General features: G+C 35.1%; 25 protein-coding genes. 11 read left to right on the top strand and 14 right to left on the bottom strand.

Going from position 1 to position 22,252, the window contains the following annotated elements; all coding sequences use genetic code 11:
* Positions 1-66 precede the first annotated feature (66 nt).
* Complete coding sequence (locus YQ22_RS17260; RefSeq protein WP_071342188.1) at positions 67-990, top strand: hydrogen peroxide-inducible genes activator; 924 nt, start codon at positions 67-69, stop codon at positions 988-990.
* Between the two features lie 3 nt (positions 991-993).
* Here the strand turns inward: YQ22_RS17260 and YQ22_RS17265 are convergent, their stop codons facing one another.
* The 9 genes from YQ22_RS17265 to YQ22_RS17305 form a co-directional block, all read right to left on the bottom strand.
* Positions 994-1,845 carry an SDR family oxidoreductase gene (locus YQ22_RS17265; protein ID WP_071342189.1) on the bottom strand — a complete coding sequence of 284 codons (852 nt, stop codon included), beginning with the start codon at positions 1,843-1,845 and terminating at the stop codon, positions 994-996.
* Between the two features lie 91 nt (positions 1,846-1,936).
* Positions 1,937-2,563, bottom strand: coding sequence for a ferric reductase-like transmembrane domain-containing protein (locus YQ22_RS17270; protein WP_071342190.1), 627 nt, complete (start codon positions 2,561-2,563; stop codon positions 1,937-1,939).
* A 1-nt stretch (position 2,564) separates the two neighbouring features.
* Positions 2,565-2,762: a hypothetical protein gene (locus YQ22_RS17275; protein ID WP_071342191.1), complete on the bottom strand. Its 198-nt coding sequence runs from the start codon at positions 2,760-2,762 to the stop codon at positions 2,565-2,567.
* A 1-nt stretch (position 2,763) separates the two neighbouring features.
* The gene (locus YQ22_RS17280) at positions 2,764-3,390 is read right to left on the bottom strand and encodes an O-methyltransferase (protein WP_071342192.1); all 627 of its coding nucleotides are present in this window, start codon (positions 3,388-3,390) and stop codon (positions 2,764-2,766) included.
* 170 nt (positions 3,391-3,560) lie between these two features.
* A complete protein-coding gene (locus YQ22_RS19345) occupies positions 3,561-5,015 on the bottom strand; it encodes a hypothetical protein (protein WP_232231230.1) in 1,455 nt (484 codons plus the stop codon).
* Between the two features lie 107 nt (positions 5,016-5,122).
* A complete protein-coding gene (locus YQ22_RS17290) occupies positions 5,123-5,986 on the bottom strand; it encodes a helix-turn-helix transcriptional regulator (RefSeq protein WP_071342193.1) in 864 nt (287 codons plus the stop codon).
* 18 nt (positions 5,987-6,004) lie between these two features.
* On the bottom strand, positions 6,005-6,580 hold the full coding sequence (locus YQ22_RS17295; RefSeq protein WP_198033493.1) for a DUF2911 domain-containing protein: 576 nt from the start codon (positions 6,578-6,580) through the stop codon (positions 6,005-6,007).
* Positions 6,581-6,679: 99 nt separating this feature from the next.
* Positions 6,680-7,444: an SDR family NAD(P)-dependent oxidoreductase gene (locus YQ22_RS17300; protein WP_071342194.1), complete on the bottom strand. Its 765-nt coding sequence runs from the start codon at positions 7,442-7,444 to the stop codon at positions 6,680-6,682.
* A 109-nt stretch (positions 7,445-7,553) separates the two neighbouring features.
* Complete coding sequence (locus YQ22_RS17305) at positions 7,554-8,282, bottom strand: phosphatase PAP2 family protein (RefSeq protein WP_071342195.1); 729 nt, start codon at positions 8,280-8,282, stop codon at positions 7,554-7,556.
* 182 nt (positions 8,283-8,464) lie between these two features.
* Between YQ22_RS17305 and YQ22_RS17310 the strand changes: the two genes are divergently transcribed.
* Complete coding sequence (locus YQ22_RS17310) at positions 8,465-9,307, top strand: 1,4-dihydroxy-2-naphthoyl-CoA synthase (protein WP_071342196.1); 843 nt, start codon at positions 8,465-8,467, stop codon at positions 9,305-9,307.
* Between the two features lie 456 nt (positions 9,308-9,763).
* Here YQ22_RS17310 and YQ22_RS17315 read toward each other — a convergent pair whose 3' ends face one another.
* Positions 9,764-11,098, bottom strand: a complete 1,335-nt coding sequence (locus YQ22_RS17315) for a serine hydrolase domain-containing protein (RefSeq protein ID WP_071342197.1) — start codon at positions 11,096-11,098, stop codon at positions 9,764-9,766.
* A 52-nt stretch (positions 11,099-11,150) separates the two neighbouring features.
* The gene (locus YQ22_RS17320; RefSeq protein WP_071342637.1) at positions 11,151-11,552 is read right to left on the bottom strand and encodes a DUF2452 domain-containing protein; all 402 of its coding nucleotides are present in this window, start codon (positions 11,550-11,552) and stop codon (positions 11,151-11,153) included.
* Between the two features lie 103 nt (positions 11,553-11,655).
* On the opposite strand from YQ22_RS17320, the gene YQ22_RS17325 reads away from it, so the two are divergent.
* Genes YQ22_RS17325 through YQ22_RS17340 form a run of 4 tightly spaced genes read left to right on the top strand, consistent with a single transcriptional unit; the run spans position 11,656 to position 15,733 of the window.
* Complete coding sequence (locus YQ22_RS17325; protein WP_083414288.1) at positions 11,656-13,167, top strand: FG-GAP repeat domain-containing protein; 1,512 nt, start codon at positions 11,656-11,658, stop codon at positions 13,165-13,167.
* Positions 13,168-13,172: 5 nt separating this feature from the next.
* Positions 13,173-13,598, top strand: a complete 426-nt coding sequence (locus YQ22_RS17330; protein WP_071342199.1) for a 3D domain-containing protein — start codon at positions 13,173-13,175, stop codon at positions 13,596-13,598.
* Positions 13,595-14,257: an N-acetylmuramoyl-L-alanine amidase gene (locus YQ22_RS17335; RefSeq protein WP_071342200.1), complete on the top strand. Its 663-nt coding sequence runs from the start codon at positions 13,595-13,597 to the stop codon at positions 14,255-14,257. The genes YQ22_RS17330 and YQ22_RS17335 overlap by 4 nt, the downstream gene beginning before the upstream one ends.
* 12 nt (positions 14,258-14,269) lie before the next feature.
* Positions 14,270-15,733 carry a M14 family metallopeptidase gene (locus tag YQ22_RS17340; protein WP_071342201.1) on the top strand — a complete coding sequence of 488 codons (1,464 nt, stop codon included), beginning with the start codon at positions 14,270-14,272 and terminating at the stop codon, positions 15,731-15,733.
* Positions 15,734-15,805: 72 nt separating this feature from the next.
* Here YQ22_RS17340 and YQ22_RS17345 read toward each other — a convergent pair whose 3' ends face one another.
* On the bottom strand, positions 15,806-16,636 hold the full coding sequence (locus tag YQ22_RS17345; RefSeq protein ID WP_058102708.1) for an OmpA/MotB family protein: 831 nt from the start codon (positions 16,634-16,636) through the stop codon (positions 15,806-15,808).
* Positions 16,637-16,840: 204 nt separating this feature from the next.
* Positions 16,841-17,932 (bottom strand): vWA domain-containing protein, encoded by a 1,092-nt coding sequence (locus YQ22_RS17350; RefSeq protein WP_058102709.1) that lies wholly within the window; start codon positions 17,930-17,932, stop codon positions 16,841-16,843.
* A 206-nt stretch (positions 17,933-18,138) separates the two neighbouring features.
* On the opposite strand from YQ22_RS17350, the gene YQ22_RS17355 reads away from it, so the two are divergent.
* The 3 genes from YQ22_RS17355 to YQ22_RS17365 are packed head-to-tail and all read left to right on the top strand — an operon-like array spanning position 18,139 to position 20,863.
* Positions 18,139-19,149 (top strand): XdhC family protein, encoded by a 1,011-nt coding sequence (locus YQ22_RS17355; RefSeq protein ID WP_071342202.1) that lies wholly within the window; start codon positions 18,139-18,141, stop codon positions 19,147-19,149.
* 7 nt (positions 19,150-19,156) lie between these two features.
* Positions 19,157-19,768 carry a nucleotidyltransferase family protein gene (locus YQ22_RS17360; RefSeq protein WP_071342638.1) on the top strand — a complete coding sequence of 204 codons (612 nt, stop codon included), beginning with the start codon at positions 19,157-19,159 and terminating at the stop codon, positions 19,766-19,768.
* Positions 19,769-19,771: 3 nt separating this feature from the next.
* Positions 19,772-20,863, top strand: coding sequence for an amidohydrolase family protein (locus YQ22_RS17365; RefSeq protein WP_058102712.1), 1,092 nt, complete (start codon positions 19,772-19,774; stop codon positions 20,861-20,863).
* Positions 20,864-20,866: 3 nt separating this feature from the next.
* Here the strand turns inward: YQ22_RS17365 and YQ22_RS19250 are convergent, their stop codons facing one another.
* The gene (locus YQ22_RS19250) at positions 20,867-21,013 is read right to left on the bottom strand and encodes a hypothetical protein (protein WP_167342504.1); all 147 of its coding nucleotides are present in this window, start codon (positions 21,011-21,013) and stop codon (positions 20,867-20,869) included.
* A 143-nt stretch (positions 21,014-21,156) separates the two neighbouring features.
* Here YQ22_RS19250 and YQ22_RS17370 point away from each other — a divergent pair, with 143 nt between their 5' ends.
* Together YQ22_RS17370 and YQ22_RS17375 are read left to right on the top strand one after the other, a co-directional pair.
* Positions 21,157-21,645, top strand: a complete 489-nt coding sequence (locus YQ22_RS17370; protein ID WP_058102713.1) for an RNA polymerase sigma factor — start codon at positions 21,157-21,159, stop codon at positions 21,643-21,645.
* 3 nt (positions 21,646-21,648) lie between these two features.
* Positions 21,649-22,248, top strand: a complete 600-nt coding sequence (locus YQ22_RS17375; RefSeq protein ID WP_071342203.1) for a hypothetical protein — start codon at positions 21,649-21,651, stop codon at positions 22,246-22,248.
* Positions 22,249-22,252: the final 4 nt, after the last annotated feature.

Genomic DNA, 22,252 nt, shown 5'->3' on the forward strand with positions numbered 1-22,252 from the left:
AGAAGCGCTTATCAATCAAATTAATACTCTATATACTTGTATTGCTAAAATTAATATGCCACCTAAATGACCTTGCAACAATTAGAGTATGTGATTGCACTAGACGCTTATAGACACTTTGTTACGGCCGCAGAAAAGTGTTTTGTTACCCAACCTACCATAACCATACAGGTTAAAAAATTAGAGGATGAAATAGGATTTTTAATTTTTGACAAGAGTAAGTTTCCCTTAAAGCCTACCAGTTTAGGGGAAATGTTCATATTGAAGGCGAAGATGATATTGAAAGAAGCCCGTGAACTTAAAAATATGGTGAATATTGAGTTGAACAGTATTGAAGGAGAATTCCGTTTAGCTGTATTGCCCACAATTTCATCTTATTTGATCCCATTAATTTCCGGACCATTTTCAAAGAAATATCCCAACACAAGATTGATGATTGAAGAAATGGAAAGTGACCAAATTATAAGGTCTTTACACAATAAGGAAATAGATATAGGTCTATTGGTAACACCATTGAACGATGCCCACCTAAGGGAAATAAAACTATACAATGAGCCTTTTGTCTTTTATGGTCAGCCCGGTTTTATAGATAAGGATAAGAACAAAATATCTGTTGATGAAATGGAAGGGTTAACTAATTTATGGTTACTGGAGAAAGGACATTGTTTTAGAAACCAGGTTCTAAATATTTGTGGGCACACCAATACTAACGGAAATATTCAGTTTCAAAGCGGTTCTATTGAAGCTTTAAAGAAAATGGTAGATAATTATGGAGGATTTACCTTAGTGCCTGAAATGGCCATTAGCACTAATGATAATGGCCATGTACTTCATTTTCAAAAACCAAAACCGGTTAGGGAAGTAAGTCTAGTTGTTCAACAAACTTTTTCAAAAGAGGTGTTATTAGATGCACTTAGACATGAGATTTTAGATAAAACTCCTAAAGAATTTGAAAAGAACCAACGCTTTATAAAGATTAATTGGCGTTAGCCATCAGTTTCCTAAATTAAAATTCTTTATCATTTCTAAATTTGATATATGCTCTCTACCGGCAGCCTTTTCATAATCCGATTGTACATCATTGGCACCGTTTTTAATTCCCTCGTAAATGCCTGCAATTACCGTACCCATAAAATCACCTAATGCGGCTTTTCTATCTGCTGCATAACTATCAATTGTTACTGAATTATAGATTAAGTTAGTACCATACACCTTATTGATGTTTTCGGCCAACTCACTTTGTGTAACGGGTTCGCCAATTAGGTTATAAACATTGCCATTATGTTTGTTTTCTACGAGTAATTTTGCATAGGCAAAACCTAGTTCTTCTCGGCTGGTATAGGTACATTTTCCTTGACCGGCACAGTTTTCTATTCTTCCTTCTTTTACATAGGTATCTATATATTCCAAATCTGGTTCTATGTAAATTCCGTTTCTTCCTATAACCCAGTTGAGTCCGGAATTCTGTACATCTTTTTCTGTTTGACGGTTGCTTTGTACAATAGGGCTGAAGGCGTTATTAATTTCATCTCCCACAATACTGGTGTACACTATTTTTTGTACTCCATTTTGTTTGGCAGCTTCAATCACATTTCTGTGTTGCTGAATTCGTTTTTGAGGTTCATCCATGCCAGATACCAAAAGAACGGCATCTACACCTTGTAATGCTTCATTAAAATCCTCGCGACTATTGTAGTCTCCCTTTCTGATTTCTACATCTAAATATGTAGCTTTTTCAGTTGTTCTGGCAATGCCGATTACATTTTCTTTTCCTATTAAATTGATAAGATACTTTACAATGGATGCACCTAATTTTCCACTTGCCGATGTTACTGCTATTTTCATTTCATTCTATTTTTTACCCGTTAATAGAGATTATATTTTATTCCTTATCTCAGAATCAACTGTTTGTTATATAAAATACTACTTAATTTTCTTAAGCTGCTTGAGTTTTATTCTTTCTTCGGCTCATAATTTTTTCTTTTACTGACGGAATTCTGATTATGAAACCAATACCCACGATTACCGCATAAATAATCCATGTTTTTTCTAAAATGGCTACGTGTAAAAGGCTAAGTATAATAGCCAAATATGCCAAACTTTGAAGCTTTTTCCATGTACGTTTTAATTTTTTCATCCACTTTCTGCTTGAAGTGAACAACAACGGAATCAATATTAAAACGGCTATGAATCCGGCTATATAATTGAATTGGGTAAAGGTTTCCGAAAAACCTTCTGCCCAAATAAATATGACAAAATGCAACAGACTCCATACAGCCGTAGCTATACCCATAGCTTGTCTTACAAATAGATTATGGATACCAAACAGGATAAAAAACGGAGTACAGGTCAACACGGCGGTCATCCATCTTATTGAAAATTCACCTGTGATATGGTATAACATTTCTAAAGTTGACATGCCTTCTTTACCTCCATTTTCAACTAAAGTGAAAACAAATCCATTAGAAGTATCAATTTTCAACATAGTACTTAAAATGAACATTGGTATTATGGCAAGAATGGTTACTATAATCCAACCATAATTCTTTTTTATAAATGACATATTATAAAGAGGCTTTTAGTTCATTCAATTCTTTTTCCAAAGCTTCTGCTTTGTCCTTAAACTTTTGCATTGCCTTTTTCATTTGACCAATTTTTTTGAATGCCTCATCATCTTGTACTGCGGTGTACGTTTTTACACCATCTTTTTCTTTGAATTTCGACTTGCTGCCACATGTTGGGCAAATTTTTATATCACTCATACTATTTAGATTTAATTATTACCACTTTACCGTCATACTTTGGTGTTAAATGGTATTTGTTTGTTTGTTGTATCGCTTTTAAAAATCGTTTTGTATCGTGCATTTCCGCATTATCCACGTATACTATTGTTTTACTATGAAAATTAGGTTCTAGCATTAGAAAAAGGGATAGGTATAAATCTTTCCATCCATCAAGAAATAATAAATCTATAGGTTCCGCATATCCTTTAAGTGTTTCCATAGCATCGCCAATTCTCATTTCTATTAGGTGATCAACACCAGCATTTTTAAAATTCTCAATGGCTTTTTTTGCTTTAGAATCTATAAGTTCGGTTGTAACAATACTGCCATTTGTTTCTAGAATACCCTCGGCTAAATACAAAGTAGATATACCGAATGAAGAACCGAATTCAACCACATTTTTAATTCGATTTTCTTTAATAAGATGTACTATATCTTCTCCTTGTTTTTTTGAGATGGCCAGGTAGGTATCCTTAAAATGTATGGGTCGTATAGGTCCTAGAATGCTTTTCGTCAAAGCCCTCATTATTCTTATATCATCGTATTTGGCATCTTCATACAAATTTGCCAATGTAGCTGCTATTTTTTGCTGTGCTGCAATTATCATATTTTGAACCTTTTATAAGGAACAACCGTGTTAACGGCTATTCCTTTGCTAAGAATTTTATTGTCACCGCCAAAGGGTATAATACCCCTAAGCTTGTCTTGAATTTAAAAGTTTGATTCCTTTGAATGCCTCATGGGCTTGCCCTGAGGTGTTTTACTTTCTAGAGGGAATTAGAATTTTCCGTTCTCGTTTTTCCATTCAGATTTTGCAGGTATAGTAGCAATAACATCCCAGTGTTCTACAATTAAACCATTTTCCAATCTAAATAGATCATAATAAGCGGTATGGTCGCCTTTACCGAATTTACCTTCGCTAACGCTTAGCACATAGTTGCCCTGACCCAAAACCATATGTAGTTCATCATACTGCATTACCAGACCGTTATCCGCAAAATATTTCATTGCTGCCCCAAAACCATCCAAGCCATCTGCCACAGCGGGATTATGTTGAATGTACGTTGTTGTGTTGATGTAGTTGGTCACCTTATCCATTTCATGATTTAAAAGCACATTTTCTATAAAACCTTTGACTACAGCTTTATTTGCTTCTGTCTTATCTAGATCGGTCAGAGTAGTGGCACCGTCAAATTGAGTTCTGCCACTTGGATTCGGCTTTTGAACAGGTAATAGGTTGTCCCAATGCTCAACGATCATTCCATCTTCAAAACGGAAAATATCAAATCCTGCTTTTGGTCCAAAAAAGTCATATTCAGTATGCGCAAACACAAAATCCCCATCTTGAAAAGCACGAAGCACATTTGCTTTAAAGCCTCCTTCCGGGGCATGTTGCATTACTTCACTAAAACCTTGTAAGCCATCTGCCACTTCTAAATTGTGCTGAATGTACATATTAGAATTAATGTAGGAAATAGGTGTTTGGTCACCTGTATTAAAGCTGTTCAATAACGCAACAACTTTGTCTTTATTAGATAATTTTACATTCTTTAAAGAAGTAAGCGATTGAAATCTAATCATATCTATGGTGGACTGATCCATCATCCCCATGAATTCTTTAGCAACCGCGGCATTCATAAAATCATTGATTACTGCATCTGAATGCGCTTTTGTGTCCCAATACGCAACAGCAACTTGTTCTCCTTTTTTATTAAACCCAGTAATTCGTTGTAAAAATCCGGTTTGTTTTTCACTGAATTCTGGTCCAACCCGGTCGTTTACCGTATTAAAAGCTTCAACATTGGCACCTTCCTTTAATTTAAAGGTCATTACTTCTGTAAATGTGCTATTCGTAGCCGTAAATTCATCGGTTATTGTAAAACGGGACATCTTCATTGAAGAACCATCGATCATACCTGCATAACTGGCAACAGACTCATCTGACATAAATTTATTCATTGAAGCTTCTGCATCGGCAACTGATTTCCAATATACCAATACCACATATCTACCTTGTTCGTCAACACCGCTTTGACGTCTAATAAAACCAGGTTGCTTACTTGTAAAAGTTTCTTCTACTTCAGCATCTAATTTGTTAAATTCCAATTCACTTACGGTTGTCTTGATATTGAAACTAGTTACTTCTAAAACAGTCTCAACTTTTTTTTCTGGGCTATTACAGCTGGCTATTGCCATCGTAAACAGACTAATTGCGAATAATTTTGATTTCATAATTTTCATTTTAGTTGATTTTAAGTGTAATTCTACACTGCAAAACTAAAATGGCAATAGTGGTATTCTATTATCAAAATGAGGCTAAGAATGGTAAATGTGAGTAATTAAATTACACTGGTTCTGAATGTTTTAGGAGAAACACCAGTATTTTTTTTAAAGAATTTGGTGAAATTTGTAAGCTCATCAAAGCCAATTTCATATGCTATTTCTTTAAAGCCATTATCTGTACTGACAATTGATCTTTTTGCTTCAAGAATTACGTAACCGTCAATAAAGGTTTTAGCTGTGTCCAAGGTAAATTCCTTAACTATTTCATTTAGGTGTTTGGTAGTAATGGTAAGCATTTCGGCATAGTCTTTCACATTCCTTGTAGTAGCATAATTTTGTTCTACTAAGTTTTTAAATGCGATGAAAATGGTGTAATTCTTTGCATTATTATGGGGTAATTGCTGATCAAATTCTCGTTCAAGTCTCAATAAATAAAGATTGATCAAAGAGGCTACTATATTATTTCTAGCATAATCATTTGAATTCCTAAGCTCTTCATTTAATTCCTGTATAAAGGAATGATTTAACTCTTCATTTTCTGAAATAGGGGATGTGATGTGATAATTATACAGATGCGAAATCATATTGATCGAGGATTTTGAGAAGTGGTTCATCACGAAATTTTCTGTAAACAACACCAAAAACCCTTTGTAAGTGGCATTCTTTTGAAAAGCATGAACTTGACCTTTTGCCAATTTTAGTACCGAGCCTTTTTGTACGGTATAATCTTTTAAATCTACTTGATGTGTGCCATTGCCATCTGTAACGATCAATAACGCAAAAAAATGAATTCTGTGTGGTTGGGTAGGGTTATGGTCTGTTATTTCAGGGATTCTAGCAAAGAACTTGGTCAGATTTAAACACTCAAAACTGTGCTTATTATCGGCATCTTGAAATGATATGTCGGGTATGGTTTTCAAATCTAATACTATAGATTATTAATAACCAATAGGAATCTCAACCCTGTTCATATCCCAAGCAATATACATTAGAGCAACACCTTGTTCTGAGTCTTCAAATTGAATGGAAAATTCTTCTACGGGTTGATCGTTTTGTAAGACATGTGCATCAACTCTTAGAACATCATTTTTATCATCATAGCTATAGTGTCCCCATTGATCAACATCGCTGTTAAATATAATGGTCCATATCTCTTCGGTAGGTATAGCATACATAGTATACGTTCCTTCCCTAAGTAATTTACCATCTATTTTAACGTCTTGATAAACCTTTATCTCAGTTGCCTCATTAGCACCAAGTCGCCATATTTCATTGTATTTGACCATACCACCAAAAACTTGGCGACCTTTCTTTTGGGGTCTACTATAATCTATTTTTAGAATAGGGCTGTCAGGTAAATTTCGCTCTGGAGCAAATTTTATATCATGGGCAAAATGATCAGGTAAATACGCCCTGTCTAACGGACTTTTATCTAAGCCCCTAAAACTTTGGGCAAAACTAACTGTAGAAATTAAGCTAAGGCAGGCGATAAGTAGCGTAATTTTTTTCATCATAATTATATGTATATAAAAATAGATTAGCATTTAAATTTAATGATAATTAAAATGAAAACTAGACTATTCGCTAGGTATCTACCTAAGAATCAATATTTCTTATAACATCAATCCCCCGGTCGCTTCAATACGTTGACCGTTGATCCAAGCTGCATCTTCTGTACACAAAAAGGCTACAACACCTCCTATGTCTTCAGGTTCACCAACGCGACCTAAAGCCGTATTACTACTAATTTTCTGACGTCTTTCCTCATTATCTTTATTTGCGCCACCACCAAAGTCTGTACCAACGGCACCAGGAGCCACTACATTTGCCCTTATTTTTTTTGAACTCAACTCTTTTGCCAAAAACCTTGTAAATACATCAATACCACCTTTCATACTTGCATACGCAGAAGAACCCGGTATGGTAACACGTACCAACCCAGAGGATATATTTATAATACCGCCACCATCATTTAATTGGTCTACGGCATGTTGGGTTAGAAAATAAACGCCTTTTAAGTGAATGTTCATCATATCATCAAAATCGGCTTCGGTGGTTTCTAAAAAAGGCTTGTAAATTCCCGTTCCGGCATTATTTATCAAATAATCAAATTTAGCTACGCGATAATTTTCATTCAAATACATGCTAATTCTCTTAAAAAAACTAGAGAAACTAGCAATCTCACTGGTATCTAACTGAAATGCTACTGCTTTTTGACCCAGTTCTTCAATTTGTTTGACCACTTGTTCAGCAGCCTCTTTTTTGGAGTGGTAGGTCAAAATTATATCTAATCCTTTTTCGGCGATCTTTAATGCAATATTCTTACCGATTCCACGGCTACCACCTGTAACCAAGGCAATTTTTGAAGATGATTTCATGATGTTCAATATCTATAATTTGTGAAGTTTTTAGTGTAACTAAAATACAGATACCATTTTTTCAATAGTACTTCAGCTACGTTATTTTTTTATTAAAGTTGAACTTTACTTATGTTTTGGGGTCGCGTTTAAATAATTGAATTAGATCAAATACCAAAACACAGAAAACAACCCAGATAAAACCAGCGATGAATCCGCCCGCAATATCGGATGGAAAGTGCACCCCTAAATAAATTCGACTAATACCAATACTTAAAATTACCGTTAACAATACTATCACCAATAAGTATTTAAACACTTTTTGAATGTCGAATTTAATCACCAAAAAAATGAGAAAGCCATAGAAAGCCATTGCACTCATGGCATGTCCGCTAGGATAACTTAAGGTTTCCACAGAGACCAAATGTTCTATTCCCGGTCTAGCTCTATCAATAAATCGTTTTAACATCATATTTGAAACTGTTGCCAATGCTAACACCAAAGTTGCCTGTACAATATATTTCCAACGTTTAAAGACCAAAAGGGAGCCTAACAAAAAAATGGATAATACAATTAAATAACCATAAGTATCGCCAACATTAGTCATAAATTTAAAGTAGTTGGTTAAGCCAGGTGTACGTCTAGAAACAATATAATCCGTTATTGCAGTATCATAATTGGCAAGCATTTCGGTCTTTAATGTCTCTGTTAATTCTACAAATAGATTTATACCGCCTACGACTATAACCAGGGCAATAATTACAGTTATCACATAAGGTAACGTTGTATTGTACTGGTTGAGCTTATTTTCTAGAAATTCTCGTAGCGATTTTATAAATGTAAAAAGGGATTGTTTCATGAAACGATCTATTTAATTCGATGTAAACTTAGCCGATATGGGTCAATATCAGTGTTTCAAACAAATTGATAAATAACTCGTTTGAGTTAAACTCATTTTTTAAAGGGGTATGGGGCCATACAGATTTGGACGAGTATATCCTGAAACCTTATCTTTATGCGATAATAGAATTGTTAGAAATTATGAAATCACCCGATTGGAAAACTGCCATAGAATTTGATGATATTACTTATAAAAAATGTGACGGCGTAGCACGTATTGCTTTCAATAGGCCTAATGTGCGCAATGCATTTAGACCACATACCACAAGTGAACTTATAAAAGCATTTTATGATGCACAGGAAGATACTTCTATAGGAGTGGTTCTACTTTCTGCGGAAGGTCCTTCAATTAAAGACGGAATATGGTCTTTTTGTAGCGGTGGCGACCAAAAGGCTAGGGGAGAGAAAGGATATGTTGGGCAAGATGGACAGCACCGTTTGAATATTCTTGAAGTACAACGAATGATTCGTTTTATGCCCAAAGTGGTAATCTGTGTTGTACCTGGTTGGGCCGTAGGTGGCGGACATAGCCTTCACGTAGTTTGTGATATGACCTTGGCCAGTAAGGAACATGCTATTTTTAAACAAACCGATGCTGATGTTACCAGCTTTGATGGTGGATACGGTTCTGCATATTTGGCAAAAATGGTGGGACAGAAAAAAGCACGTGAAATTTTCTTTTTAGGTAGAAACTATTCCGCACAAGATGCGTTTGACATGGGTATGGTCAATGCCGTTATACCTCATGAGGAGTTAGAGGATACTGCTTTTCAATGGGCACAAGAAGTATTGGAGAAATCTCCAACTTCCATTAAAATGCTAAAGTTCTCCATGAATTTAACCGATGACGGTATGGTAGGCCAGCAAGTATTTGCCGGTGAAGCAACAAGATTGGCTTATATGACCGAAGAAGCAAAAGAAGGTAGAAATGCATTTCTAGAAAAGCGTAAACCTGATTTTGGCAAGGACAATTGGCTACCGTAGGTTGATTGTCCGTTGATGGTTGTCCGTTGATGGTTGTCCGTTGATGGTTGTCCGTTGATGGTTGTCCGTTGATGGTTGTCCGTTGATGGTTGTCCGTTGATGGTTGTCCGTTGATGGTTGTCCGTTGATGGTTGTCCGTTGCATGAAATTTTGCATAGCTAAATTTCATGCAACGAAAAAAGTCTATTCTCTATTCTCTATTTTCTAACTTCTTACTGCCAACTGAACTCTAAAAACAAAAACCACCCTAAACTAAAAAGAGTCCAACCCTTTGAAGATCAGACTCTTTTACGAGAACACTATATGAAAATGAAAAAATTTATTTCGTTTTTAACAACACTGTAAAGATATATATGTTCTTCAGTTCATAGAAACTATTGTTGTCATGTAAGAGCAATCTGTTGTGTGTTTCTTGAGAATTGTGGTGTTGCTTAAATTATTTAAAGCTAAAGTGTATTATTGAATAGACCTTATGATTTCCTTTAACAATGTATTGAACTGTTCGTCAGATTGCTCTTCCAGTCCGGTACGTACCACAACTAAATCTTTAGAGGGTATTATGAATATGCGCTGACCTTGAAATCCGTTTACGGAATATAGGTCTTTTGATATATCTGGATATTTTCCATTTGCATTTAACCAAAAATGTGCGCCGTAGACTCCATCAGAATTTACAGTAGGGGTAGAAACATAATCCACCCAAGATTCCGAGAAAATACGTTCTCCGTTCCAATCTCCTTTATTTAAATATAATAGCCCAAACTTAGCCCAATCTCTGGTAGTTGCCCAAGCATAGGATGATAGTATGTAATTACCCATTAAATCTGTCTCTAACAACATTGACTTCATACCAATTTTATCGATCAATTCTTGATAAGGAAAATCTAGATATTCTTGGTGGGTTTCAAATTGTTCGCGCAATATCCCTGACAAAAGATTGGTGGTACCGGAAGAGTAGTTCCAAATTTCGGTCGGGGCCGCGATTACGTTTTTATTACGCTGTGCCAAAGTCATATCCGCATCTAAAAAAAGCATACGGGTAACGTCTGATATTTTAAAATAATTTTCTTCCCAAGCCAAACCACTCTGCATGCGTAATAAATGATCTATAGTAATATTACTTTTCAGATTTTTCATACGTATCTCATTGCCAAATGGTTTATAATCCATCTTCATTTCCCCTTGATACTCTAAAATACCATAAAGTGTAGCTAATATACTTTTAGTCATAGACCACCCCAATATTTTGGTATCCTCTGTAAATCCTCTTATATAGCGTTCACCTATGATTTGGTTTTTATGAACCACCAATAGAGACCTTGTTCTCTGTTCAGGATCTTTAAAAGCATTTTCAAATGCGACCTCTAATTTATCATAATCAACATTCGCTAAAATGGTATCTTTTACACCGTTATTACCAAAAGGAAACGGTAGTGTATCTTTTACGAAAAACCTGTTGGGGATGATATCAAAATTATGCTTCTCATATTCGTCATTGGTCAAGACGGCACCTAAACCCTCCTTGAAAACCGCTTTTCTTGGCATAAGTCCATAAACACTTGCCGTAGCGGAATTATCCTCAGTGGAAACCTCACAATCAGATAACTTGATCAAAGGCATTTCGTGATCGTTTAATATTACATCCACGGGTTCTCTATCCGCAATAAATACACTGGATGCCATACTTTTTGATGCGTAACCGGAAATGAGGTTCAGCTTCGGGTAATTAAAATAAATAGCGGCAATAATGCCTACCAAGGCAATTCCTAAAAGTAATTTTAACTTTCTCATTATTGTTTGATGGTTTTTATCTGATTGAAAATCAGAATTCTTAAATGGCAACTTACAATTTTTGCCAAGTTTTATCTGCAGATAACCTAAAACTTCCTAAATAGTCAAAATTGCATTCTTGGGGCAAAATCAATGATAGAAAGGTACTTTGGTCTTTAGCACGGTACAAGTGATACTCCTTACCTACAATGGGCTCAAAACTAAACTTAGCATTGTAGACCAAATTGTTATATTCAAAATCGGTCATTAATTTATTATAAGCTTTCTGCAAAGCTTCATACTGTGCTTTAAACTGGTTATTAGCACCTACAATATGGGTGTTTTTCCATGAAGTAACATCGGGTGGTGTAATTCTTGGGGCCGCTACACCACTTGCAAATGGCAGTAGTTTTCCATGATATTCTTGAGCATCTTCATCAAAGACGACATTATCCGGTTTTTTTTCTTTTTTCATATCAACAAATTTAAAGAAAAGCATTCATGTATATTGCAAGGTTTTAAGGGTATAGGTATCTTCCATATTCTATTGAAGTCACTATACGAAATCATTATAATTGATGAATTTAAAATTATGTTTTTACTGTATTGTATTTATGGTCTTTATTTCATGCAATACAGAGAAACCTTCAAGGGAGGAAGCCCTTTTTACTGGTTACTGTGCTAGTTGTCATATTGCTCCAGATATACAATCTTTACCTAAAGATATCTGGAAAAATGAAGTGTTACCCGAAATGGGAGCCAGAATGGGCATATTTACCAAAGGAAAACACCCCTATTACAAGTTGCCTTTTCATGAACAAATTGCTGTAATCAAAACTGGCGTTTACCCTTCAAAACCTTTAATTCCGTTAGAAGACTGGAAACTACTAAAGGAATATATAATTGAATTGGCTCCAGATAGTCTTCTAAGTAATGTTCATAAAACTGAAAGTACACCACTAGATACATTCACGGCTTTCCCTATAAGTTTAGATAGCGTAAAGGGCAGTATGATTACATATTTGGATATCGATAGTGAAAAAAACAGAATAATTACAGGTAGCCGTCAAGGAGAATTAAATACATATGATTTAAATACCAAGACCTTTGAGCTTTTAGGAGATTTCGACTCCGCAATAATCAATGCCAGAATTTTAAACGATAGTGTGTATGTCACTAGTATGGGGAAAATGGACCCCAATGAAATACCACGTGGCGCAGCTGTTTTAAGAAAAGGAAATGAAACAGCGGTATTACAGGATTCTCTCCATAGACCGGTACACACGCTATTTTTAGACCTTGATAAAAATGGTAGTGAGGAAATTGTTATTAGCGAGTTTGGAGACTTAAAAGGAAAATTAACCTTATTAAAGAAAAATGATTTCGCATTTTACGAAGAAAAAGTGCTACTAGCATTGCCAGGTGCGTTAAGGGTAATACCTAAAGATATGAACCACGATGGCAAAGAGGATTTGGTAGTGTTGTTTGCACAAGGTGATGAATCGGTCTATATATTATACCAACAAGAAAATTTAAAATTCGCAGCTGAAAAGGTACTACGGTTTAGTCCGGTCTATGGATCTAGCTGGATTGAGCTTATTGATTATAATAAAGACGGATTTGAGGATATCATCACCGTAAATGGAGACAATGCAGACAAATCTTTTGTAAACAAACCATATCACGGTATGCGAATTCATATAAATGATGGGCAGAACAACTTTAAAGAATCATATTTTCATCCATTAAACGGTGCTACAAGGGTTATTGCCAATGATTTTGATCAAGACGGGGACATTGATTTCGCTTTGTTGGCTACTTTCCCCGATTTTGACGATCACCCTGATTATAATTTCATATATCTGGAAAATAAGGAAAGTACTTCCTATATGTTTTCCCAAGAGCATTTAACCAACACCAAATTAGGAAGGTGGTTTTTAATGGATGCCGAAGATATTGATGATGATGGAGATGTTGACATCGTACTTAGTGCCCTTAGTTTTTCATTTACACCAGCCCCGGAATACTTAGAAGAAGCATGGAAAGAAAGTTATACGGATCTACTAATTTTAAAAAATAAGCTACATTAGTAACTATGTTGAAAAGAGGGGTCGTTTTATTTTTTGCCATTTTGGTGCTAAGTTGTCAAGAAGAAGTGGTAATAGATAAATACGATTGGGTGCCTATGGAAGTTACGGCAACAGCCTATAATTCAATACCCAACCAAACATCATACGAACACCCTGCAATTACGGCATGGGGCGACTCCATAAAACCAGGAAAAAAATGGATAGCCGTCTCTAGAGATCTTTTAAAAAAAGGGCTTTCTTATAATACTCTGGTAAAGATAGATACCTTTGAAGGCATTTATATTGTAAAAGATAAAATGCATTCTAGATGGCGTAACCGTATAGATATTTATATGGGTGAAAATATTGAAAAAGCCAAGGAGTGGGGAAGAAGAAATATTACTATATCATACGCTGTTGAAAAGGACAGCACGGAAAGCATCATTAAATGAAAAAGTATCTTTTTTACATCGTTTTAATAGGTTTATTTTCATGTTCTTCATCTAAAACTATTGTAGAACGACCAATTACTTTTAATGAGGAAAGGAAGGTGTTAACCTTGGAATACTTGCAAAACAGATACGGATTAGAGCAAGATTCCCCTGAGATCGACCCTAAAATGATCGTATTGCATTGGACGGTTATTCCAACATTTGAAAAGTCTTTTGCTGCTTTTGATCCCGTATCATTACCTAATTGGAGACCTGATATTAAAAATGTGAGCGGTTTAAATGTATCGTCCCAGTTTATGATAGATAGAGATGGCACCATATATCAATTAATGCCAGAAACAACCATGGCACGCCATGTAATTGGGTTAAACCATTGTGCTATTGGAGTTGAGAACGTTGGTGGTACAGATGATTTGCCCTTGACCAAAGCACAACTAAAGTCTAACATTTGGCTTGTTAGATACTTAAAGGGTAAATATGACATTGACTATCTAATTGGTCATTATGAGTATACGCTCTTTGAAAATCATCCGCTATGGTTAGAAAAAGATGAAGGATATAGAACTAAAAAGACCGATCCTGGTACAGCTTTCATGAACGATGTTAGAAAAGCGGTCAAAGATCTGAACTTTAAAAAATTACCTACTAATCATAATTAATATAATTATAGAATGAAACACCTATTATTAGCCGCATTGTTTTTATGCTCTTGTTCGGTCATTTGCCAAACCGACAACATTACCTCCCAATTGTATGATACCTATGAGAATTACAAAGAAGGTTCTATTGGAAAGAGACGCATTAAACGAGCAGATATTCAACCATTGATAGACAATTTTACGGTAAACGATAAATTTAAGGTTCAAACCGTAGGAAAGTCGATCGGCGGAAAAAAGTTAAGTTTAATTAGTATTGGCTCTGGGGAAACCAATGTATTTCTTTGGTCTCAAATGCATGGTGACGAACCTACAGCGACACAGGCTATATTTGATATTCTGAATTTTTTTAACAGCGCAAATTTTAAAAAAGAAAAAGAGGAGATCCTAGCTAATTTAACCATTCATTTTTTACCCATGCTGAACCCAGATGGGGCAGAACTTTTTCAAAGACGTAATCTCTTGGGTATAGATATCAATAGAGATGCCCTACGATTGCAATCGCCCGAATCTAAAACCTTAAAAAGGGTGAGGGACAGTTTAAATGCCGATTTCGGATTCAACCTACATGATCAAAGCACGTACTATAATGCGGAACGAACAGAAAAGCCTGCTACCATTTCTTATTTAGCACCGGCTTATAATTATGAAAAGGATATTAATGAAACCCGTGGCAATGCCATGAAAATTATTGTATTCATGAATAATATTCTTCAAAAGTATGCCCCGGGACAAGTAGGCAGATATAATGATGATTTTGAGCCACGTGCTTTTGGAGATAATATTCAAAAATGGGGGACAAGTACCATTTTAATAGAGTCTGGCGGTTACCCCAATGATATTGAAAAACAGGAAATTAGGAAGCTAAATTACACTTCAATTTTATCGGCCATATATACGATCGCAAAAAAATCTTACGAAACCATTGCTATTGAGAAATATGAAGAAATTCCCGAAAATGACAGAAAGTTGTTTGATCTTAAAATAACAGGAGCAAGTTATAACCTAATGGGTAATACCTATGTTTTGGACCTAGGTATCAATCAAATTGAAGTAGATTACCCGGATCACAATTCATTTTGGTATAGTAGCAGAATATTAGACCAAGGTGATCTTTTTACATATTATGGTTATGAAACCTTAGATGCCACTGGGTATACCATAAAACAAGCAAAAGTATATCCAAGGACTTTAAATTCTTTTGAAGAGGTAAAAGCTTTGAATTTCAATGATATTTTAAAGCAGGGATTTGGGTATGTGCGTTTATCAACGTTTCCTGCAAAGCGCATTAATTCGCCGTTTCCAGTGCACTTGATTGGTGCAAAATACAATGTTCCTGAATTGAACTTATCACCCGGAATAAATCCTACGTTCTTTTTGGAAAAAAATGGAGTTAAGGAATATGCGGTCATAAACGGATTTTTGGTCAACTTAAAAAAGACCGATATCAATGTACCCAATAGTATGATTTTTAGATAAAGGTCATACCATTAATGGAATAAAAAAAGGGAAGCAAATGCTTCCCTTTTTTACATATATAGATTTTGTGCTTTACATAGCATCTTCTGCATCTAAAAGTGCAAAAAACTTATCTAAGTTTGGCAAAATAACAATCTTAGTTCTTCTGTTCATTGCCATGTGCTCTTTAGTATCGTTCTCTACCAATGGTAAGTAGCTACTTCTACCAGAAGCAATTAATTGAGAAGGATCTACGTCATATTCTTTCTGTAATTTACGTACAATTGAAGTAGCACGCTTTACACTTAAATCCCAGTTATCTGTAACCATAGGAGTGTTAATGGTTCTAGAATCTGTATGACCTTCTACCATAACTTCCATACTTGGCTCTGACTTAATAACATCCGCCAATTTTTTAAGAATATTGTCAGCTTTGTTACTTACTCTATAACTAGCTGTATTGAACAATAACTCATCAGAAATATTGATCATAACCACAGTTTTATCAATACTAACATCAATATCTTCTCCCTCTTCAGAGATAGACTGCTTTAATTTGTAAGAAACAGCTAAGTTCATTGAATCTTGTAATGTTTTAGCACCAGCTAATTTTGCAGGGTCAACATTTTTCAATGTATTTCTCATTTTAGCCTTTGTGTTGTTGCTCATTACAGCTACATCGTCCACACTTGTGAACTGGCTATCGTTCATTTCCTTTAAAGAGTTTATTTTATTATTGTACTCTTCAACACGTGCTTCAATACGTGTCATTTGAGCTTGCAACTCTTCTTTTTCTACTTGTGTTTTCTGTAGGGTACTTTGGGTTTGAGATAAGTTATCTTCTAATGCAACATATTTCTTTTTTGAAACACATGAAGTTAAAAGCGCTACAGATACTATAGTAACTAAGGATAATCTTTTCATTTTGTTCTTTTTAATTAATATTAGTTTAATCGTTTTTATATACGGCTTAAACAGAATTACGGATGTTTAAATTTTTAACTCAATCCGTTTTTCCCTGTAAAACACGTCTACAACAAAATGATTATCAATATGTTGTTCATTTCGGTTATGAGCAAAAAAAAGAAGCATTTACATGCTTCTTTTTACTTTTTGTAGGTGATATATCTATTCGCAACCTCCGGTAAATCCGTTTGCACTAAACTTGGTTTGTACCGCTCCTTGTCTAGATCCTGTATTGATCTGTATAGCTAAGTTATTTTCACCGCTACCATCTCTTTTAGGGCTACAATATTCGAATAAATAGAAACTATTGGCTCTTTCAGAAACCTTTTCGGAGATATCTCTAAATGTTGTTTCCAGCTCATCTTTATTGGTAGCAAAGACACTAGCCGTTTTACCAACAGCTGTTAGAACTTCAGTGTCAATTTCAGCACCAAGCCCAATACTAAAGAATGAAATATTGGCATTTGCCTCATTTACTTTTTTCAGGGCCGCACTTTCTGTATAACGTGATGCTTGATCGGTACCATCAGTAAATATCACAACTGATGCAGCTCCAATTTTACCATCAGCCGTAGAAACCTTTACCAAATCTGATGCAATATCGGTCGATTTGATAACGGCTCCATATAAGTCTGTTGAAGGGTCATTACTGATATCATCTGTTATACCCTCAATAGCATCTTTCAATTCAGTTTTTGACGGAGTAAGCTCATTTAATAAATGTAATTCATCCTCACCATCAAACCAGTAGATAGCCATTTTTACAGATTCTTGTGTAGTAGCAGGCATTACAGCGTCAACAAAACTAGTTGAAGCTAATTTTAGCTCTTCTAGACTACTGCTCAATACACTATTACTTAAATCAAGTACCAATAAGGTATTGTTCGAGAAAATTTGTGAATTTGGAGAAATACGTGCCGATGATTCTGACGTTGAAATGGTATTAAAACAATCATCATTTCTACCTTGCTCATAAATAGTGAACTGGTCAGCCGTTAACCCGGGTACTGGGTTTCCATTGGTATCGGATACTTTAAAAAATACTGAAACTTTACCTGGCAATGTGGTATATTGATCTTGTATGGATAATACGAGCTCACCTTCTTCCAAACCTAAGCATTCATCAACTTCCGTTCCTTCTCCCAGTCCGTCTCCAGTGTTCAAAATCATGCTTACATCATCATCTGCGTTACCACAAGAAACAAGTAGGGTAACCATAAAAAACACACTAAAGGTTTTTAAAAAATTTTTCATATTCAATTATTACGGGTTCAACTAGCAGAACGCACAAAGTTTATTTAAATTATAGCGAATAATAAAATTAATGTTAAAGATTGTTAAAGCTTACCCACTTAAAGCCTTTTAATTCTACAAGACCTATATTTTGTTAGGCTTAAGCACATAACGCTTCATAATATAAATTATAATTTCACTACATTAGAAGATGTAAAATGCAATGAATGACCCACGAGTTCAAAAGGATATTTAACGAGTATAGACAAGCCAAAGCTTCTGGTTTAAAATGTGTTTTGGCCACAGTAGTAGATTTAGACGGTTCTTCTTATCGTAGACCCGGTGTTCGCATGCTTATATGCGAAGACCATGTTATGATCGGTGCGGTCAGTGGTGGTTGTGTTGAGAAAGAAGTGTTGTTTCAGGCACAATCGGTATTTAAAAACAATTGTGCAAAACTAATGACGTATGATGGCAGGTATAGATTAGGCTGTGAAGGAATACTTTATTTGTTATTGGAACCATTTGAGCCAAACGAAACTTGTTTGCATGCATTTGACCAGGTAATCAAGGATAGAAAATCATTTCAATTAGTTACATCTTACAAAAGAACTTATGGGGAACTTAAAGCATACGGTACTTTTATCACCATAAATGCTACTAATTATGCATTTAACATGATAACCGAAAGGCAAACAAAAGCGCTGCATTTTTCTCAGGTTATGGCTCCATGCCAACGACTTTTGTTAATTGGTGGTGAACATGACGCCGTTCAGCTTTCCCAATTTGGTTTAGGCATGGGCTGGGAGGTAAGTGTTGCCGTTACCCCTAAAGAAGATAAAACCATAGAGGATTTTCCAGGTATTGATTCCATATTAATCTATGAACCAGAAGATTTTCCAGTAGATATCATAGATAGCAATACTGCCGTATTACTAATGACCCATAGCTATGTAAAAGATTTGAAATACCTAATATCTTTAAAAAACTGTAATCCTGCGTATTTGGGAGTATTGGGTCCGGCAAGACGAAGAGAAAATCTATTATCGGAATTATTGGAACATGACGTGGATATAGACATTAGTTTTGTTGAACGTATTCATGGTCCTGCAGGGTTGAATATAGGTGCCGAAACACCACAGGAAATAGCAATATCGATTTTAGCAGAAATTTTAACGGTAATCAGAAAAACCGAACCTATGATGCTAAAAGATAAGTTGAAAGAAATTCATCATTAACATGGCTATGAAGATTGCTGTATTGATTATGGCCGCAGGTGCCTCAAGAAGAATGGAAGGCATTAAACAACTTATGCCCTGGAAAGACTCTAATTTTCTAGTTGAAACTATAAAAACTGTTCAAAAATCTGATGCCACAAGTGTTAACGTTGTTCTAGGTTCCAATGCGGATCTTATCGCATCTACCTGTCAATTAACTAAAATGAATATAAATGTATTCACCAACACCCATTGGGATAAGGGTTTAGGTAATAGTATAGCACACGGTGTTCAATCATTACTAAAGCAGCATGAACCATATAATGGTATTTTAATTTGTTTGGCAGATCAGCCCTTACTTGAACACCAACATTTAAATAATTTAATTGACCAATTTGAAAAAAACACCTCTAAAATTATAGCTACGAATTATAATGCAAAAGCAGGTGTTCCTGTATTGTTCCCTACATTGCACTTTAAGGCATTGTCTCAACTAGATGGAGATTTTGGAGCAAAAGACTATTTGAATAAACATACCAACAACATCATCTCTTTAAATGCAGCAAGGCAAATAAAAGATATTGATACCACCAGAGAATACGAACAGTTAATGGCAAAAGCCAAAAAAACACATATTTAGCAAATGACCCAACTTAAGAGCACCATTTTAATTACTATTTTGGCCGTAGTTACATCACCTAGTTTTGCCCAAGAAATGGGCTTTGAAGAATACAATCCAACATCTACATTAGTTGTACCGGGAACAGAGATTACAAAAGCAAAATTTCCATTCATTGATGTTCATAGCCATCAAAGAGATATGTCCGTAGAAGCCTTAAATGGTTTAATTACCCACATGGATGCCATGAACGAAGCCATTATGGTAAACTTAAGTGGTAGATCGGGCAAAAGCTTAAAAGAAAAAATCGATAATATCAATAAAAGTTATCCCAATAGATTTGTAGTATTTGCCAATGTTGATTTTGAAGGAGCAAAAGATATGGCATGGGGCGAACAAGCTGCAGCTCAATTAGAACAAGATATAAAGAATGGCGCTAAAGGACTAAAAATATTTAAAAGCTTAGGACTGAGAAATAAAGATGCCAATGGCAACCGATTGGCCATTGACGACCCTCGCTTAGATCCCATTTGGGCCAAATGTGCCCAAATGGGCGTTCCAGTATTAATACACGCGGCTGATCCCAAATCTTTTTGGGATGATATGGATGCAGATAATGAACGTTGGCTAGAGCTAAAAACCCATCCTAGAAGAAAACGTACGGCAACAGATCCCGCCCCATTTGAACAGATTATTCAAGAACAGCACAATGTATTTAAGAAACACCCTAACACTAAATTTATTAATGCCCACATGGGTTGGCACGCAAATAACTTAGAAAAACTAGGTGAATTATTAGATGAAATGCCAAACATGAATGTTGGGATATCTGCTGTAATTGCCGAGTTAGGAAGACAGCCACAACATGCAAGAGCTTTTTTTATCAAATATCAAGACAGGGTATTATTTGGAAAAGACAGTTGGAAGCCCGAAGAATTTCCGACGTATTTTAGGGTGCTTGAAAGCAATGACGAGTATTTTCCCTACTACAAGAAATACCATGCTTTTTGGGCAATGTACGGATTAAATTTACCCGATGAAGTGTTAAGGAAATTGTACTACCAAAACGCTCTAAACCTTATTCCTGGTTTAGATACTTCTTTGTTCGAAGAGTAAAACCTACACCTTTTTGAGTTCAACGGTTTCTTCTACCACAGGAATATCATCTACATTTTGAAAAATGCCACATGAAACTTGTTTCTTGACCAAGCTTTGTGTGCTTTTTCTTTTTGTCAATGCTTCTATCTCAGGATTTAAAAACTGCATATCTTGTTTTTTTTAATAAAACGTACATATGTACCTCATGTTGTATGAGTTAGAATTAATTTACCCTAATTTAAAAAAGAATTTACCTGAAAGTGTGACAAATGGGAAAATCAACATACTAATGGGGAAATAAGTTTTAAGAGATGCAGAAAGAAGCGGTCTTCACAAATTTAATACGAGAACATCAAGGACTTTTGTATAAGGTGACTTCAATTTATACTGATAATAAGGAAGACCAAGAAGATCTTTTTCAAGAAGTGGTATTTCAACTTTGGAAATATTTTGATTCGTTTCGTAATGATGCCAAAATAACAACTTGGATGTATCGCGTGGCAATGAATACATCTATCACATTTATAAAAAAGAAAAAGAGACGACCAGATTCCGTTTCAGTTGCTGAAGTCTTTATTAACGAATCTGATACCCATAATGAAGTTTTTGAAGAACGATTACGGTTACTTTATCAGCATCTAAAACACCTGAATACATTAGAAAAGGGACTCATTTTTCTATTGCTAGAAGGCAAAAGTTATAATGAAATAGCACAGATTACGGGCTTGAGTGCAAGTAATGTGGGTACAAAAATATCTCGAGTAAAGAAAAAATTAAAAACGAACATGACAAATAAATAAATCATGGAATTAGAAGAACTACAATCCGCTTGGACAAAAATGAGCGATGAATTAGATCAACAAAAAAAATTAACGAACAAAATCATATTGGACATGACAAAACAGAAATATCAGAACAAATTCACTACTATTACCAAATATGAATCTTTAGGCGCATTGGTATGTTTCGCAATCGCATTATTTGTAATCTTTAACTTTAATAAATTAGATACTTGGTATTTGCAGGCATGTGGGGCATTTACGCTCTTGTTTTTAATTGTATTGCCGGTTTCGGTGTTATCAACCCTTAAAAAAATTAAGAATATCGATATTCTAAATGAATCTTACAAAGAGAATCTTAAAGTTTACGTGCATACAAAAAATAGATTGCTTAGGTTGCAACAGATTGGAATTGTGGTTGGTTTTATTGGCTTGTTTTTCATTGTGCCGGTAACCTCAAAAATAATTTCTAACAAGAACATTTTTCTAAATAGTTTAAAAACGGAACAAATTATTACTTTGACTATAACATTAGTTGCTATGGCTTTTTTCTGTAATTGGGCATACAAAGGGTATAAAAAGATTACCAGATCTGCACAAGAGCTTTTACAGGATTTGGAGTAAGCCA

This window comes from Maribacter sp. 1_2014MBL_MicDiv, from assembly GCF_001865655.1.
GTDB classification, from domain to species: domain Bacteria; phylum Bacteroidota; class Bacteroidia; order Flavobacteriales; family Flavobacteriaceae; genus Maribacter; species Maribacter dokdonensis.